The following is a 17,677-nucleotide window of genomic DNA, read 5'->3' as shown; positions in this document are numbered from 1 at the left end:
CCTTTTTAGGAAAAAACTTCTTTGAGCACATCCAGTGACCGGGGTTTTTTAAAACCGTCAAAATGAAAAGTATAATAATCGAGTAGTATTCTAAGCAGTACTTGCCTTTCCATTCCGTTAAACACCTTCTGATCGCTGTCGAATTTCAGGTCTTTGAGCTTTTTGAAAAGCCGGGTTTCGTGTTCGGAAAGACAGCTTATTCCGTGAAAGGGCACAAACATGCCTTCTGTCATTTCAAAAAAAGGCAGCCCGTCATCCGAAGTATCCGGATAAAAGCCTAAAAATTTGGTCATTTCCAGCAACAGCATCAGGTGGAAGTTAGCAACCTCATCGTGATTGTCCAGCCATAGCAAGGCTGTTTCCAGAAAGGAGAAAAGGTTTCCGTTTCTTTCTTCTTCCTTGATGGTATTGTGCAGCATCTCGGAAAGAAACATGACAATTGTACTTTTTACAATATCAATATTAATGGAAGCATACGGCGTTGAAAGTTTGATTTCCTTAAAACGCTCCAACGTTCCTTTGTTCTTATGACTCGCTTCTATTTCCAATAGTGTCAGCGGTTGAAAATAGGCTATTTTCTGATTGCTCTTTTTGCCGGAAAAGGCACTTTGCACAAAATAGGATTTCAGTCCGTCCGATTCCGTAAAGCATTTTACGATCAGGCTTTTTTCCTGATATTTAAGGGCACTAAGAACGATTGCTTTTGTTTTAACAAGCATCTTTTACAATATTGGAATAATGGCAATTATCCGGGAATATAGCCGTTAACGGATAATCATTACTTTTTTCACTTTTGTTTCGGCACCGTCATCAGAAGCAATAAAAATCATGTAAACACCGGAGGCTACTTTATATTTTCCGAATGCCGTAGTATCCCACATCACCGTTCCTCCCTGCGAGGTGGTTTCAAAAACCAGGTTTCCTTCAATATCGGTGATTTTCACATTGGCTTTGTCAATCAGTCCGCTGATGTTTACCTCGCCGCTAAATCCGGGACGTACCGGGTTTGGAAACACATATACATTGTTCAGGTCATCATTGGCCTTTGTTGCTGTTCCTTTAAAAGAAACCAGCCCTTTATCGGTGGCAAAAAACACTTCTCCGGTGACGCCGTCAATTTCAATATCGTTGATATTGTTACTTGGCAACGGTGAGTTTTCTTTTGTAAACTTGTGCAGTACACTTTGTCCGTTTGGAGAAACCTGAAAAACACCGGCATCTGCAATCGCTATCCATTTATTATTGGACCCGTCTACAGCAATATCCGTGATACTCTGCTGATAGAAAAGCTCCTGAGCCAGATTGTCTTCCAGAATGATAATCGCATTTGTTGTTAGTGTTGTTTCACTTAAAAACCGATCGACACTCGGCAATATTCTCAACCCTTTATAGGTACCGATCCACAATTGGTTCTTCGTATCGATTGCCACTGCTCTCACATCATTATCCGGAAGATTTCCCTCATCGGCACCTGTTTTGATCAGTATAAATTTGTTCCCGTAGTTTTCATTAAAGGCAATCACCCCATTATATAAAGACGGGATCCATTTGGTATTGTTCTTATCCACAACAATAGTACTGTAACTATCGTCTTTGGGCGCTACCGTTACGTTGCTCAAATCGTAAGAAGCCCATTGGTTATCGGTCTTTAAAACTTTTAAGCCTTTATTGACCCTGCTGTTTGTCATCCACAGGTTTCCTTTTTTATCAAAAGCCGGTCCGTTTACCCTTACATCATTAACCGGCGGCGGTAACAATGATTCCAGTCCGTTTGTTCCGGTATTCAAATTGGTGTAAAGAGCGGACAAACTGTTGCCTTCTATCTTTAAAAGTCCGGAATAAAAAGAACTTACAAAAACCTGGTTCTCGTTATTCGGGTTAACCGCAATACGGCTCAGTGATTTTGCCTCTGCCAGGTTTTCATAGGGAATTAGCGACCAGCCGACATTGTCCACAAACTTACTGATCCCGTAAGAATCCAACGGATACGGATTATAGGTTCTGGTATAATCACCATACACTGCCCATAAAGCACTCGGCGCTTTTTTCAGTGAAAAGATCCTGTTTTTAAAAGGTCCGTTCGGGGTGTTATTCTCAAAGCTCATCGGGTTCAGTACCGTTGTACTGAACATCCCCCTGTCTTTTGTCCCGATAAAAATATTGTTCCCGGCAGCAACAGCACAGGTAAAGGTTGTTACGACATCCGGAATCTGGGTAATATGCGCCTGCAAGACCATTACATTATCAAAAACATAAACATGATTTGCCGAGGTATACACCAGTTTATCATTGGCAGCCTTAAAATTGACAGCCTGTTGTCCGGTGGTATAAACTTCCTGGATCGCCGCATTGGTATAACTGTAAATACGGTTATTGGTATTCGCCAGGAATAATTTATTATTTAAGGTCACCGCTCCCAGCCAGCTTCCGGAATCAAATTCCTGCCATTGTGCAAAATCCACTAAATTGGGATTCCCCACACTTGCTCTACGGATACCGTTATTCCGGGTTACGGCATAGATGAAACCGTTAAATATAGTGGTTTGCAAAACTTCCACTTCCTGTCCGGCCGGACCAATAAAATAGGTATCACCAAACTCTGAAGTGGCAAGATTGTACACACATACTCCGAAATCGCAGGAAATATAAAGCTTTCCGTCACTTTCATACAGGTGGTTTATTTTTTTCTTATTGGGTGCTATCGAAGGCTTGTTCACAATATCCACAACATTAAAAATGCTGCCGTCCGCTTCATTGACAATCAGCAGCAAGCCGTTATTATTCCCGACAAATGTTTTATTCTTCGTGACACTAAAATGCAAAGCCGTTATCGTTTCGGCTTTAAGTCCGTTAATTGATGTGGTGGTCTTCAGTTCATTTGTAATCAGGCTTTTCGAGAAAACCGCATTTTCGGAAGACGTAAAAACCCGTATTGGAGTTGCTGCAATATCAGTTACTTCCGCATACGAAAAAAAACCTCTCCACAATTGATTTTGCTGGGCGAATGAACTAACAGTGGTAATCAGTATTAAAAAAATATAAAGTGTTTTTTTCATTAACGGAATATTGATTTACAAATATAGACTAAAACGCAATTATTTTCTCTTTTGTATAATTCTTATCACAAAGATTCACTATCTTTAAAAAGAAGGATTGTTTTGTTAACCTCAAAGCAACATTTTGGTTTTATCCATTATATTTTCAACATATTATCATTTTTTTATTACGGTGAAATATGTTTTTATATATTTGTCAAGAAAAGTTATTATTTTTTAGTGAAAATGCCTAGAAAAATTGTAAACCTCCTATTAGCTCTGGCTTTAGGAACCAGTTATTCCGTAAAAGCTCAGTTTGGTTTTTCTCATGAAATTGGGGTTATCGCCGGTCCTGTGGCTTTCCAGTCTGATTATGGAGAAAGAAGCGATTTTAAAACCGATGCCGGTAATACCGGTTTTGGAGTTGGTATTGTGCATTATCTCAACTTTTCATACCGCGCCGAATGTAATTGTTATACTCCTGAAACATATTTCAACGATCACTTCAAACTTCGTACAGAATTATCATACAGCAAAACAAAACTGAAACATTTCGGGCAATGGGTACAGGACAGCAAACAGTCTGTTATGGCCAATCAGCTTAGAGGGATGCGAGGTTCGACTGCTGTAACCGACGTTGGAATGCAGCTGGAATATTTCCCTTTGAGTATTCGTGATTTCTCCGTTACTCCGGGTGCATGGGCTCCGTTTGTGAGTCTGGGTGCACATTTCAGCTTTTACGATACCGAAGCGTATTCTACTTTAGGGCCAAACCTGGGTACCAATCCTAATGTAACGCCTACAAAATATATGGGCGCTGTGAAAAATGACGGTGGCAATGCATGGTCAATCGTTTCCAGTGTCGGAACACGTTATAAACTAACGGAATTATCGGACTTAATGATTGATTTACGTTTCCAGTATTATTTCTCCAACTGGGTTGACGGTTTAAATCCTGATCCGAACATCTACACAGAAAACAAAGCAAACGACTGGTTAGTCTGGTTAAACGTAGGTTATATCTACTACCTGAATTAACAGTACACGATAACAATAAAAAAACCGGGAGATTCCCGGTTTTTTTGTGCTTGTATTTTAATGGCGCTTATGCTAAAGCCTGTTTTAAGTCTTCGATAAGATCATCGATATCCTCTACCCCAACGCTCAAACGTACCAGGTCATCCGAAATACCAATTTCCTTACGTTTGTCTTCCGGTATCGAAGCATGCGTCATTAAGGCCGGATGGTTCGCTAACGATTCTACTCCGCCTAATGATTCCGCCAAAGTGAATACTGCCACTTTTTCAAGGAAGTCAATCGCATCTTCTTTCTTGCCGGACTTGAATGTAAATGTTACCATTCCGCCAAAACCGCCAATCATTTGTTTTTTAGCAATTTCATGAAAAGGATGTGATTCCAGTCCAGGGTAATACACTTTTTCAACCTTAGGATGGTTCACTAAAAATTCCGCTACTTTAGCACCGTTTTCACAATGTCTTTGTACTCTTAAATGCAGGGTTTTAATTCCTCTTAGTACCAGGAACGAATCCTGTGGTCCTAATGTGGCTCCGGTTGCAAATTGCTGAAAATGCAATTGGTCACCCAATGCTTTATCTTTCACAATCAACGCTCCGGCAATCACATCGGAGTGTCCTCCTAAATATTTTGTCGCCGAGTGCATTACAATATCCGCTCCCAGATCCAACGGTTTTTGAAGATAAGGCGTTGCAAACGTATTATCGACTGCAAAAATGATTTTATGTTTTTGCGTAATGGCTGCAATAGCTGCAATATCGGCCAGTTTCATCAAAGGATTCGTTGGTGTTTCCACCCAAACCAATTTGGTATTGGCATTAATCAACGATTCGAATTTTCCCAGATCATTCATATCCACAAAATGGAAAACAATTCCGGAATCTTTATAGATACGGGTAAACATTCTGTATGTTCCACCGTATAAATCGTCCATTGCAATTACTTCATCACCTGCTTTTAACGATCTCAAAACGCAATCGGTAGCCGCAAGACCTGAAGAAAAAGCCAAACCGCGTGTTCCGTTTTCAATACTGGCTAAGGCATTTTCCAAAGCTGTTCTTGTAGGATTCGCTGCACGGCTGTATTCGTACTCATTCAAAGGCACACCAGGACTTGTCTGTACATACGTAGAGGTCTGATATACAGGCGGCATTACAGCCCCTGTACTGGGATCATGGTGCTGACCACCATGTATAGCTTTTGTATTAAATTTCATAAATCTGTTCTTTATTTACCAAATAAACTAAGCAAATTTACCCTTTATTTTCTGTTGACAATATAGAAAATTGTACCTTTATGAATTATTAACACATTTTTACCATGAAACATATCGCTTATTTTCTTCTAATCGGACTTTTAACAGTCAGCTGCCAGAAAAAAGAAATACAATTCGAGAATATCGTATATGAAAAACAGAGTAAAACACCTTGTGATTCCTCCTGTACCCAGGTAAAAATCAATGTTCCTATAGCCGAAAACAGTCCTGTAGTTGAGGACAGCATCAACAATGCCGTATTCAATACGGTACGGGAGATTATCTATTTTGGCGAAAAACCGTACAATGCTTCCAACTACACCCAGCTGATGGATTTATTCATCAAATCGTATACAGATGTGACCACCCAATTCCCGGATGACCACATGCCGGTATGGGAAGCCAGTATTGACGGACAAATAGCCTATCATTCGGACAAGGTTATCAACATCACTTTAAAACATTACACCTTTACCGGCGGTGCCCACGGATATAGCGGCTTACGCTCCATACTTGTTCATGCCGAAACCGGAAAGACCATTACAGAAAAAGACTTTTTAAAAGATAAAAAAGGACTAACTGCTTTTGCAGAGAAAAAGTTCCGCGAGAAATTCAAAATACCGGCAAACAAACCTATTAACGAAGGCGGACTGATGTTTGAAGACGAGGTTTTCCAACTGCCACAAACGTATGTTTTCTCCGATAAAGGCCTGATCCTTTACTACAACACTTACGAAATCGCTCCTTATGTTGACGGTCCGCGGGAACTGCTCTTATCCTATGATGCGCTGGAACCTTATCTGATCCTTAAATAAACTTGCGGATGCTCATGATAATACCCGTATGAATACCTTCATGGTAATTATTGAATTCAATCGCTTCTGCAGCGTTTTTAATCACAAAACCTGACATCGTTTTAAATTCGGTATACTCCTGAAACAGCCCGGCATTATAATCCTTTTCGGTGGTATCGATAGTGGTGTGCAGCAGTTTTTTAACGGCTTCCACTTCTGCCGCCGTAACATCTGCTTCCGGTTTTGTGCCGCGTTTGTATTTTTCTACCATCTCATCCGATACCTGCATCTGCAATCCGGATAATTTATATACCAGCATTTGCTGTACCACCACAATATGGGCAATATTCCAGATCAGGTTATTACTAAATCCGGCCGGCACTTTATTGAGTTGTTCCAGAGAATGGCTTTCCAAAACAGCTAAAAGTTTATCCCTGCTGTTTCTTGAAATATCAAAACTTGTTTTCATACTTTTCTTTTCCGCTAATGTAGTCAAAAGATAAATTCAAAAAAGAGCCGGTTTCTCCAGAAACTAAAATTGAATCCGATTCGCTTATATTCGTTAAGTTTCTTACTATTTTTGCAGCAACATTTTTTGACAATTATCATGAGAAAAATATACCATTTAAAAACCTGCGATACCTGCAAACGCATTTTGAAATCCCTTCCAAATCTGGATACTTTCGAATTACAGGACATTAAAGAAGCTCCTGTGACGGTAAAACAACTGGAAGAAATCCATGCCATTACCGGTAATTATGAAGTGCTTTTCAGCAAAAGAGCCAAACTGTATAAAGAAATGGGTTTAAAAGATGAAGTCCTGACAGAGGCCGATTACAAACGGTATATTTTAGAGCATTATACTTTTTTAAGCCGTCCGGTTATTCTTATTGACGGAAAAGCTTTTGTGGGAAACAGCCCTAAAGTGGTTGCCGCAGCTATTGCATTCCTGGGCTAAATGAGCAAACGTACTTATGCCTTGATGGCTGCCTGGACGGTAGCGATCATTTATGGGGTGACCTTTACGATTGCTAAGGATGTCATGCCTGCTTATGTGGATGCTTTCGGTTTTATTTTTATGCGCGTAGGCGGTTCAACCTTATTGTTCTGGCTGGCTTCGATAGGAATTAACCGGCTCAATCCTGCCAAAAAGCAAAAAATCGACAAAAAGGATTTCTTCCGGATTATTGCTGCTGCCTTTTTTGGCGTGGCGTTTAACATGCTTACTTTTTTTAAGGGATTAAGCTATACTTCTCCCATTATGGGTGCCGTTTTAATGGTCACCACACCCATGATCGTTCTGGTTTTGTCGGCTATTATTATGCGGGAACGCATGCAGCGGCAAAAAGTAGCCGGTATTTTTCTGGGACTTGCCGGAACGGTACTTTTGATTCTTTACGGAAAGTCGATGATTAACGCCCCAAATGCCGCCCTGGGTAACTTTTTAGTCTTTGTAAATGCCGTTTCTTATGGTTTTTACCTTATCCTGGTTAAAAAATTAATGGACAAATACAGTCCGTACACCTTTGTGAAATGGATTTATCTTTTTGGTTTTATAATGGTAATTCCTTTCGGATGGCAGGAATTTCAGCAAATCGAATGGCACAGTATGCCGCTTAGCGTCTATTGGAAAATCGGTTTTGTGATTGTGGTTTCCACCTTCCTGACGTATTTACTCAACTTGCTATCCATGAAAGAGTTAAAACCCACAACCGTTGCGGTTTTTATTTACCTGCAGCCTTTTTTCGCTTCCATTTTTGCAATAAGCCTGGGTAAAGACGAGCTGAGCTGGGTAAAAATAGGCTCCTCACTTTTAATCTTTTTAGGCGTTTATCTGGTTACGCAGAAAAAGGAGAAACAAGCTGACAAAAAAGGGATTACTTAACTTTTTTAACATACTGAACTCTTTTTAGTACATTTGTAGCTATTACATTTTTATATGATACAATCGATGACTGGTTTCGGCAAGGCTTCTTTGCAATTGCCAACCAAAAAAATTACTATAGAAATTAAGTCTTTAAACAGTAAAGGGCTCGACCTTAACGTTCGTATGCCTTCTGTTTTTCGCGAAATGGAATTGGGACTTCGCAATCAGATTGCACAACAGCTGGAACGCGGAAAAGTTGATTTCTCCCTATACATTGAAGTTACCGGAGAAGAAACGTCAACAAAAGTTAACGCCCCGATTGTAAAAGCGTATATGAATCAGATGCGCGATATCCTTCCGGATGCCGACATTACCGAATTGATGAAAATGGCGGTTCGGATGCCGGATGCCTTAAAAACAGAACGGGATGAAATTGACGAAAACGAATGGAAACACATCCAGAATGTGGTAACAGAAGCGTTGGTTAACATCAATAATTTCCGAAAAGATGAAGGTGCTTCACTGGAAAAAGAATTCCGTTTGAGAATTGCCAACATCCGCAGTTTTATGGAGCAGGCACTGGTTTTAGATCCGGAAAGAATCCAGGCAATCAAAGAACGTTTGCAACATGCTATTTCGGAATTGCAGGTCAATGTTGACGAAAACCGATTTGAACAGGAGCTTATATATTATCTTGAAAAATTAGATGTCACGGAAGAAAAAGTCCGCCTGACCAACCATCTGGATTATTTCCTGGAAACCCTTTCCGGACAGGAAGCAAACGGTAGAAAACTGGGATTCATCACTCAGGAAATGGGACGTGAAATCAACACTATGGGTTCCAAATCGAATCATGCCGGAATGCAGAAACTGGTCGTTCAGATGAAAGACGAATTAGAAAAAATTAAAGAACAGGTTTTAAATGTTTTATAACAGCTAAAACTTCACAATACAACAGCATGAATACAGGAGGAAAACTAATTGTTTTTTCAGCACCGTCCGGTTCCGGAAAAACAACAATTGTAAGACACTTATTAGGCAAAGAAGATCTGAACCTTGAATTTTCAATTTCGGCGACTTCCCGCGCCCCAAGAGGTGAAGAAATAAACGGAACCGATTATTATTTCATTTCGCTGGAAAGCTTCAAACAGCACATTAAAGCCGAAGATTTTTTAGAGTGGGAAGAAGTTTACCGCGATAATTTTTACGGTACTTTAAAAACCGAAGTGGAGCGCATCTGGGCCAAAGGCAAAAATGTTATTTTCGACATTGACGTTGCCGGCGGATTGCGTATCAAGAAAAAATTTCCAGACGAAACCTTAGCGGTTTTTGTGAAACCTCCGAGTATTGACGAATTAAAGATCCGTTTGAAAAAACGTTCTACCGAAAGTGAAGACAAGATCAACATGCGTATCGCCAAGGCATCTGTTGAGCTGGCTACAGCGCCGCAGTTTGACAAAATCATAAAAAACTATGATCTGGACACTGCCAAACAGGAAGCATACGAACTGGTTAGAGATTTTATAAAATAGTTTCCCTTTATTATCGGAATACATTCATAAAATAACGCTGCAAATGAAAATAGGGCTTTATTTCGGAACGTTCAACCCCATCCATATCGGCCACCTGATTATTGCCAATCACATGGCAGAAAATACCGATATGGATCAGATCTGGATGATTGTAACACCACACAATCCCCACAAAAAGAAAAACACCTTACTGGACGATCACCATCGGCTGCAAATGGTCTTTTTAGCAACATCCGAATATCCCAAAATAAAGCCTTCCGACATTGAGTTTAAGCTCTCCCAGCCCAATTATACGGTTAATACGCTGGCACATTTGCAGGAAAAATATCCGCAGCACGAATTTTCACTGATTATGGGTGAAGACAATCTGAATTCGCTGCACAAATGGAAAAACTATGAAGTGATCCTGAACAATCACAACATTTATGTTTATCCGAGAATTTCGTCCGAAATTGTTTCCGGCGAGTTCATCAATCACCCAAAAATCCACAGAGTCGGTGCTCCGGTCATTGAGCTTTCCTCTACCTTTATCCGGGAGAACATCAAAAAAGGAAAAAACATTACCCCCATGCTGCCCGGCAAGGTTTGGGAGTATATCGACCACAATCTTTTCTATAAAAAATAACCTTTACCCGCTGACAATCAGCGTTATTTTTTTATTTTCTATTAACATAGTTTTAAAAGTGATTGGAATAATCTTCCCTAAATTTGAACTGTAAATAATTCAAATCAAAATCGCTATGTTAAATTTTGAACTATATAATCCTACCAATTTAGTCTTTGGAAAAGGACAAACCGAAAAATTAGCCCAGCTGGTTCCGCAAAACAGTAAAATATTACTGGCTTACGGTGGTGGCAGCATTTTCAAAAACGGTGTTTACGATCAGGTAAAAACGGCTTTAAGCGGTTTTGAAATTGTAGAATTCGGAGGTATTGAACCAAATCCCCGTTATGAAACATTAATGAAAGCTGTTGCGGTTATTAAAGAGCAGAAGCTTGATTTTATTCTGGCTGTTGGCGGCGGATCTGTTATTGACGGTGTTAAATTCATTTCGGCAGCCGTTAACTTCGAAGGCAATCCTATGGAAATTCTTCACAAAAGACTTTTAATCAAGGAAAACGCCATGCCGTTTGGAACGGTATTGACCTTACCGGCAACAGGAAGCGAAATGAATTCCGGAGCCGTTATCACGATCAATGAAACACAGGAAAAACTGTCGTTTGGCGGTTCGGCACTGTTTCCGAAATTTTCCATCTGTGATCCTACCGTTATTGCTTCTTTACCGAAAAGACAATTGCAGAACGGAGTGATTGATGCCTATACCCACGTGATGGAGCAATACCTTACCTATCCTCATGATGCGCTTTTACAGGACCGCATTGCCGAAGGTATTCTTCAGACTTTAATTGAAATTGGTCCGGGTGTGGTGGACAATCCGACAGATTACAAACTGGCTTCCAATTTTATGTGGAGCTGTACGATGGCTTTAAACGGTCTGATCCAGAAAGGTGTTCCAACCGACTGGGCTACACACATGATCGGACATGAGTTAACCGCTTTATACGAAATTGACCATGCCAGAACACTGGCCATCATTGGCCCGAATCTGTACCGTGCCTTATTTGAAACCAAAAAAGAAAAATTAGCACAGTACGGCGAACGCATCTGGAATGTTACCGGTACTACCGTTGAAGAAAAAGCCTTACAGGCAATTGAAAAAACAGTTCAGTTTTTCCATATAATGGGCATGGAAACCAAGATTTCCAATTATACCCCGGATTATAAAAAAACAGCCGATTTTATTGTGGAACGTTTTGACCAGAGAGGTTGGAAAGCCATGGGAGAACGCCAGAACATTACTTTAGATAAAGTCCGCGAAATTGTGGAAATGAGCTACTAAAGCTTTTTTATAACACGACTTAAAAACGAAAGGCGCTCCTGAATTATATTCAGAGCGCCTTTCTTCACCAAAAACAAAAAATAGTAACTATTTTAATTAACTTAACTTGAGGTCCTGCTGCTTCACTCTCTTCATCCCGCCTTCTTTCAGGTATTGAATAAATCCTCTTCCCTGAAATTCGTAAGTAGTACCGGATGCCTGGTGAAACAATCGAATCCTGCTGTCATTAATAACGGTCAATCTAAAGCCTTCATTGCCCCAGAAATCATAATCTAATGTTAAAATTTTCTGATACGGGTTACCGGGCACTTGCTGAATCCCGTAAAGCCCTGTAAAATCCCAATAGATATTATTAACCGGAGTACCGGGAGCATCCTGTGAAGAACGGAAGTTATTGCCGCCGGATAAAAACTGCACGAAGTTTTCGTGGTCAAAATCGTTCAGCGCCCCTACGTTACTGGTATATACTTTTTCCCAGGCTTTATATTCCTGCAGGAAATAGGTAATATTATCATAAAACAAACGGTTGTAATCAAAGCTGTTGCGCTGATAGCCTACCAGATAATAGGATGTATTCAGGTTGCGGTTGTACAGCCGGATTTCATTGGCACTCAAACGGGTAACCTCTAAGTTATACTGTCCGTAAACGTTGTGAAAGAAACGCACTTCACCCGGATAAAAATCATAATATCCCACATTGATACCAAAGCCGTTTCCGGTGGAACCGATCCCCACAAGGTTATTGTTTGCAAACAGGGTTCCGTTTACCAGCGAAAGGGTAAACGCTCTTGATAAAAAAGGAATATCACCGGGGCCTGTTGTTCTTTCATAATCCACATACCACAATTCATATCGCTGCATTAACTGCGGTAAAGTCGCACCGTCATCTACATAATCATCACCATATTCTGCCACTGTACAAGATGAAAATGTGAGCGGTATCATTAGCAGGGCTAAGAGTAATTTTATCGTTTTCATAAGTCTCCTTTTTTAATTTAAGTAACGATATCCAATTTGCGTGCCACTTTTTTGGTTTTGATTTTTTTAGCTTTCTCTTTCCGTTCTGATTTCTTTACAATCGATACTTTGTTGTTCCTATGTTTTTAAGTACATTTGGATTCACAAACAAAAATGATAATGAGTGACAATCCGAAATTTGCAGTAATAGGCGGGGGAAGTTGGGCTACGGCCATTGCAAAGATGTTGTGCGTAAATCTTTCAGAAATAGCCTGGTACATGAGAAGTACCTATGCTATTGAACATATCAAACAAAACAGACACAATCCGAATTATTTGAGTTCCGTTGAATTCGATACCAATAAACTAATCTTAACAGACGATATTAACGAGGCGGTTGCCTATGCCGATTATGTGATTTTTGCCATTCCATCGGCTTTTTTGAGCGGTGAACTGGAAAAACTAACGGTTAGCCTGCAGGATAAAGTTATTTTTTCGGCCATTAAAGGTATCGTACCGGAAACGAGTTTAATTGTTGGCGAACACTTTCACAGTGTGTACGATATTCCTTATGATAATATTGGTGTTATTACCGGTCCCTGCCATGCAGAAGAAGTGGCATTGGAGCGTCTTTCCTATTTAACGATTGCCTGCGGAGATACCAAAACGGCAAAAGTAATGGCTAAAAACCTGAACAGCCATTATATCAAAACTAAAATTTCTGATGATATTGTCGGTACGGAATATGCCGCAATGCTTAAAAATATCTATTCTATCGCTGCCGGTATTGCACATGGTCTGGGCTATGGCGATAATTTCCAGGCGTTACTGATGAGCAACGCTATCCGCGAGATGAAGAAATTCATCAAGAAGGTTCACAAAATGAAGCGCAACATCAACGATTCTGCTTACCTGGGTGACTTGCTGGTTACCGGTTATTCCGTTTTCTCGCGTAACAGAATGTTTGGGAACATGATCGGGAAAGGCTATACTGTAAAATCTGCCCAGATGGAAATGAGCATGGTAGCCGAAGGCTATTATGCCACTAAAAGCGCGTATAAGCTGAATGAGGAATATAAGGCCAAAACCCCAATAATAGATGCGGTTTACGACATTTTATATGAAGGAAAAGAGCCTAAAAAAGTATTTAAAAAGCTAACGGAAAAATTAGATTAATTTTTTTCATTTTTCACGTTACCGGAGATTTTACCGTTTCCGGACCCCAAAAAAGAATTTAAAACACTGGATTACAATGTATTAAATTCTTTTTTTTTGTGCTGTACTTTTTTGACAGCCTCATCAAAAAAGCACTATAAAATACTGATTACAAGATATTTACACTCTTTTCCCTTGGAAAAAAAAAGAAGTTTTATTTTCGCACAAAATTAAAGACAACATTATGGACCACTTAATTAACCATCCGGGAATTCTTACCGCCTTTTCGATTATTATCCTTGTAATGCTCTTACTTGACCTGGGCGTTTTTAACAAAAACAGCCATGTGGTTTCTAACAGAGAGGCTTTAGCATGGTCCATCGTATGGATTTCACTGGCGATGGGATTCAGCGGGGTCATTTATTACTATATGGGATTGGAGCAGTTTACCCAGTTCCAGTCGGCATACTGGATTGAAAAAGCGCTTTCGGTGGACAACCTCTTTGTGTTCATACTCGTTTTCGGATTTTTTAATGTTCCCAAAGAACTGCATCACAAAGTACTGTTTTGGGGGATTATAGGGGCATTGGTTTTCCGTGCTATCTTTATCTTCACCGGTGTGGAGCTGATCAACATGACGTATTTACCGGAAATGATCCTTTTCGGACATGCGGCAAAAATTAATGTTATCCTGACCGTTTTTGGTATTTTCCTTATTTATGCGGGAATCAAATCCTGGTTTGCAGAAGACAGTGACGACGGTGATAAAGATTTTACCAAAAGTCCGGGTGCAAGACTGATACACCGCTTTTTTAAAGTAAGCGAAAACTATGACGGCGATAAATTCTTTACCGTTAAAAACGGTATTAAAATGGCAACGCCTTTACTGGTTGTTGTGGCTGTTATTGAGTTTACCGACCTGATTTTTGCCGTGGACAGTATTCCGGCTATTTTTGCCATTGCGCCAAACGATCCGTTTATCCTTTACACTTCGAACATATTCGCTATTTTAGGCCTTAGAGCGCTTTATTTTCTTTTAGCCAACTTCATGTATATGTTTAGCCGTTTGAAGTACGGATTAGCGATTATATTGAGTTTTATCGGTATCAAGATGCTTATCGCTCCGATCTTTCACATATCGTCACCGGTATCCCTGCTCATTGTGGGCAGTATTTTGATTCTTTCGGTAATTGCATCGCTCTTATTCCCGGTCAAAGAATAACCGCCTATAAAAAAAAGCAAGTCTTAAACGGACTTGCTTTTTTCTTTTACCCTAAGGCTGATTATTGTATTTGTATTTCATCAATAAAAATATAGGCATCCCCTCCGGCTCCCTGATGCCACTCCGGCAGTTTACCATAATTGTAGGCGATGATTTTTACATAGCGGGCTTTTGCCTGTTTTGTGTTCGCTTTAAAAGGAATGATCGTATTGTCGGTTACTTTTGGATTTAACGTATTTTCAACCGTTGCCGCCAGTTTAAAGTTTACATTATCGTCCGATAAATAGAATTCCACTTTAACAGGCATTACAATCCAGGCGCGGCTGTCCTGCAGAAAACGGGCGGTTATTGCAGAAACCGGTCTTTGTTTTTTCAGATCGATAACCGCTTCAAAATCCTGTCCCTGATATCCCTGCCAGTCGCCTTTTCGCCAGTTTTCAGTTCCTAAAATCCCATCGATCAGTCCTTCCGGTCCGCCGGCATGGTATTGCGGATTGTATTTTGATGTAAGCGTTACTGTCCAATTGTTGTCTTTTTTAAAATAGGAAGCGGCCACTATATTGCTTTTTTGTCCTTTAATTTCTGCATAGGCTTTGATCACCGCCGATTTTTCAATGACAAACGGTTTTGTATAAACACTAAAGCCTGTACCCGGCTTAGAACTGTCGGAATAATATATTTTAGTGTCTTTACTGCCTGCGGTTATGGCAATCGTGAGTTTGTCTTTAAAGGCCTTACCTTCTGCCTCAATTGCCGGAACCGGAACAATTTTATCTTTCGGATTTAAGTTCAGCACCACAATTTCCTTGTTTAGTCCTATGTTTTTTAATGTTTCCGCCGGAGTATCCTTCGTAATTGTTTTGGACGTTCCGTCTTCAAAATTAATCTTGATTTTGTCAAAATACGGCCTGGTCGTACTCCACAAAGGCATTCCCGGTGTTACCGCATAAATTCCCATACTGCTCAGCACATACCACGCACTCATTTGTCCGCAGTCTTCATTCCCGATCAGTCCGTCCGGTGTGTTCTTATAAAATTCATCCAAGATGTAGTGTACTTTTTGCTGTGTCTTTTCCGGTTTGCCAATGTAGTTATACAGATAGGCCATGTGGTGACTCGGCTCGTTTCCGTGAGCGTATTGCCCGATAAGCCCGGTAATATCGGCCTGTTCTCTTCCGGTAGTTGCTGACGGAGCGGTAAACATTTCATCGAGTTTGGCTTCAAATTTTTCTTTTCCGCCATAAGCTTCAATCATACCGCTGATGTCCTGAGGCACAAAAAAGGAGTACTGCCAGCTATTGCCTTCGGTAAAATTGTTATTCACTTCCCTCGGGTCAAACGGTTTGTCCCAGCCGCCATTTTTCTTCGGACGCATAAATCCTGTCTGGCTGTCAAAAATATTTTTCCAGTTTTGGGAACGTTTCATAAAATACCGGTAGTCATCCGGTTTGTTCAGCTGCATGGCCATTTGGGCAATACACCAGTCGTCATAAGCATATTCCAGTGTTTTGGAAACGCTTTCGTGTTCGTCATCTATACTGATAAATCCGTTTTTCTTGTAGGCATCCAGTCCTAAATGGTCGAGCATCGCGCTGTGTTTTGCCGCTTCAAAGGCTTTGTTGTAATCAAAACCGCTTATTCCTTTTGCCATCGCATCGGCAATTACCGAAACGGAATGGTATCCGATCATACAGTCGGTTTCATTGGAAGCAAGTTCCCAAACCGGCAGCCGTCCGCCCTGTTCATATTGTTTCAGGAATGTATTGATATAATCGGAGGTTCTTTTTTTATCGATCAGGGTATACAACGGATGCGCTCCGCGGAAGGTATCCCAAAGGGAGAAAACGGTATAATAGTCGAAGCCGTCGGCTTTATGGATTTTATTGTCACGGCCGCGGTACATGCCGTCCACGTCCATCGCAATGTTGGGCTGCATCATCGTGTGGTACAATGCCGTATAGAAAATGGTTTGTTTTTCCTTGTCGGAAGTACTTATTTCAATCCGGGACAGTTCTTTATTCCAGAGCTGTTCTGCCTGTTTTTTTACTTTCCCGAAATCCCAGTCCGGAATTTCTGCCGTCATGTTTTTGGCAGCACCTTCGTAGCTTGTGGGCGAAAGCGCCACTTTTACCAATATTTTCTCTCCTTTTTTAACGTCTTTACTAAAGCTGATCGCCAGTTGGTTTCCGGCGAAAAAGGTATCGGTAATTTTTGCCGGAGCAAAGGCATTGTTGCGGACTTTGGTGATCTGCATCGGCTGGCTGAATTCAATACGCGCAAAAACATATTGGTCTGTCGCCCAGGCTTCGCTTCTTCGCAAAACTTCAACCGTATGGCTGTTGATGATCCGGACATCACCCATCAGCAGTTTGTCGCGGTGGTTCAGGTCCAGGATAACATTGGCTTTACCGGCCTGATTGAAGGTGTATTCATGGAAACCGACTCTAGTCGCAGCGGTCAGGCTCACATTGATGTTGTGTTTATCTAATTTTACGGCATAAAAACCAGCAGTTGCTTTTTCGTTTTTATGTGAAAATGCCGACGCATAATCTTTGTTTTCCAAAGCCGGTTCGCCCATCGTAGGCATCAGCATGATGTCGCCAAAATCGGACACTCCGGTACCGTTAAGGTGGGTATGCGAAAAGCCGTAGATCACCGGATCGGAATAATGATAACCGCCGCAGCCGTCCCAGCTTCCGTCAATACGGGTATCGGGTGATAGCTGCACCATTCCGAACGGAACAGTTGCTCCGGGAAAGGAATGTCCGTGCCCGCCCGTTCCTATAAACGGATTCACATACTGTGCGTAATCGTTTTTCTGAGAAAAAGTGGTAAGCGTTTGTAGTAAAAAGAGGAAAAGTAAAGCGTGCTTTTTCATTATAATGGTGCTGTAAAATTTCTATAAAGTTGTGAAATTTTCCTGA

Annotated in this window: 16 protein-coding genes; 10 read left to right on the top strand and 6 right to left on the bottom strand. The window is 40.8% G+C overall.

Translation table 11 applies throughout. The annotated features are described in order from the left end of the window. Positions 1–5: 5 nt before the first annotated feature. Both recO and porZ read right to left on the bottom strand, forming a co-directional pair. Positions 6–719, bottom strand: coding sequence for a DNA repair protein RecO (gene recO, locus HW120_RS04160; RefSeq protein WP_177731119.1), 714 nt, complete (start codon positions 717–719; stop codon positions 6–8). A gap of 45 nt (positions 720–764) precedes the next feature. Then, positions 765–3,056, bottom strand: coding sequence for a type IX secretion system anionic LPS delivery protein PorZ (gene porZ / locus HW120_RS04155; RefSeq protein WP_177731117.1), 2,292 nt, complete (start codon positions 3,054–3,056; stop codon positions 765–767). 225 nt (positions 3,057–3,281) lie between these two features. Here porZ and HW120_RS04150 point away from each other — a divergent pair, with 225 nt between their 5' ends. Next, complete coding sequence (locus HW120_RS04150; protein ID WP_177731115.1) at positions 3,282–4,073, top strand: THC0290_0291 family protein; 792 nt, start codon at positions 3,282–3,284, stop codon at positions 4,071–4,073. A 67-nt stretch (positions 4,074–4,140) separates the two neighbouring features. Here HW120_RS04150 and HW120_RS04145 read toward each other — a convergent pair whose 3' ends face one another. Further along, entirely contained in the window at positions 4,141–5,286 is a 1,146-nt protein-coding gene (locus HW120_RS04145) for a cystathionine gamma-synthase (protein WP_177731113.1), read from the bottom strand. Between the two features lie 104 nt (positions 5,287–5,390). On the opposite strand from HW120_RS04145, the gene HW120_RS04140 reads away from it, so the two are divergent. Further along, a complete protein-coding gene (locus HW120_RS04140; protein WP_246297032.1) occupies positions 5,391–6,140 on the top strand; it encodes a DUF3298 and DUF4163 domain-containing protein in 750 nt (249 codons plus the stop codon). On the opposite strand, the gene HW120_RS04135 is transcribed toward HW120_RS04140, so the two are convergent. Continuing rightward, complete coding sequence (locus HW120_RS04135; protein ID WP_177731111.1) at positions 6,133–6,588, bottom strand: DinB family protein; 456 nt, start codon at positions 6,586–6,588, stop codon at positions 6,133–6,135. The genes HW120_RS04140 and HW120_RS04135 overlap by 8 nt on opposite strands. A 138-nt stretch (positions 6,589–6,726) precedes the next feature. Here HW120_RS04135 and HW120_RS04130 point away from each other — a divergent pair, with 138 nt between their 5' ends. From HW120_RS04130 to HW120_RS04105, 6 genes are all read left to right on the top strand, one after another. After that, positions 6,727–7,077 carry an arsenate reductase family protein gene (locus HW120_RS04130; protein WP_177731109.1) on the top strand — a complete coding sequence of 117 codons (351 nt, stop codon included), beginning with the start codon at positions 6,727–6,729 and terminating at the stop codon, positions 7,075–7,077. Further along, a complete protein-coding gene (locus tag HW120_RS04125; protein WP_177731107.1) occupies positions 7,078–8,004 on the top strand; it encodes a DMT family transporter in 927 nt (308 codons plus the stop codon). 54 nt (positions 8,005–8,058) lie between these two features. After that, positions 8,059–8,919 carry a YicC/YloC family endoribonuclease gene (locus tag HW120_RS04120; protein WP_177731105.1) on the top strand — a complete coding sequence of 287 codons (861 nt, stop codon included), beginning with the start codon at positions 8,059–8,061 and terminating at the stop codon, positions 8,917–8,919. 26 nt (positions 8,920–8,945) lie between these two features. Beyond that, positions 8,946–9,518 (top strand): guanylate kinase, encoded by a 573-nt coding sequence (gmk, locus tag HW120_RS04115; protein ID WP_177731103.1) that lies wholly within the window; start codon positions 8,946–8,948, stop codon positions 9,516–9,518. Positions 9,519–9,561: 43 nt separating this feature from the next. After that, complete coding sequence (nadD, locus tag HW120_RS04110; RefSeq protein WP_177731101.1) at positions 9,562–10,143, top strand: nicotinate (nicotinamide) nucleotide adenylyltransferase; 582 nt, start codon at positions 9,562–9,564, stop codon at positions 10,141–10,143. A gap of 115 nt (positions 10,144–10,258) precedes the next feature. Continuing rightward, positions 10,259–11,419, top strand: coding sequence for an iron-containing alcohol dehydrogenase (locus HW120_RS04105; RefSeq protein ID WP_177731099.1), 1,161 nt, complete (start codon positions 10,259–10,261; stop codon positions 11,417–11,419). A gap of 96 nt (positions 11,420–11,515) precedes the next feature. Here the strand turns inward: HW120_RS04105 and HW120_RS04100 are convergent, their stop codons facing one another. Then, positions 11,516–12,397, bottom strand: coding sequence for a nicotinic acid mononucleotide adenyltransferase (locus HW120_RS04100; protein ID WP_177731097.1), 882 nt, complete (start codon positions 12,395–12,397; stop codon positions 11,516–11,518). A gap of 159 nt (positions 12,398–12,556) precedes the next feature. On the opposite strand from HW120_RS04100, the gene HW120_RS04095 reads away from it, so the two are divergent. Further along, positions 12,557–13,552 carry an NAD(P)H-dependent glycerol-3-phosphate dehydrogenase gene (locus HW120_RS04095; RefSeq protein ID WP_177731095.1) on the top strand — a complete coding sequence of 332 codons (996 nt, stop codon included), beginning with the start codon at positions 12,557–12,559 and terminating at the stop codon, positions 13,550–13,552. 223 nt (positions 13,553–13,775) lie between these two features. Continuing rightward, a complete protein-coding gene (locus HW120_RS04090) occupies positions 13,776–14,753 on the top strand; it encodes a TerC/Alx family metal homeostasis membrane protein (protein ID WP_177731093.1) in 978 nt (325 codons plus the stop codon). A 61-nt stretch (positions 14,754–14,814) separates the two neighbouring features. On the opposite strand, the gene HW120_RS04085 is transcribed toward HW120_RS04090, so the two are convergent. Next, a complete protein-coding gene (locus HW120_RS04085) occupies positions 14,815–17,631 on the bottom strand; it encodes a GH92 family glycosyl hydrolase (protein WP_177731084.1) in 2,817 nt (938 codons plus the stop codon). Positions 17,632–17,677 lie beyond the last annotated feature (46 nt).

Source organism: Flavobacterium inviolabile (assembly GCF_013389455.1).
Lineage (GTDB): Bacteria > Bacteroidota > Bacteroidia > Flavobacteriales > Flavobacteriaceae > Flavobacterium > Flavobacterium inviolabile.
The sequence above is the reverse complement of the archived record's forward strand: the minus strand, read 5'-3'. Positions and strand labels throughout refer to the sequence as shown.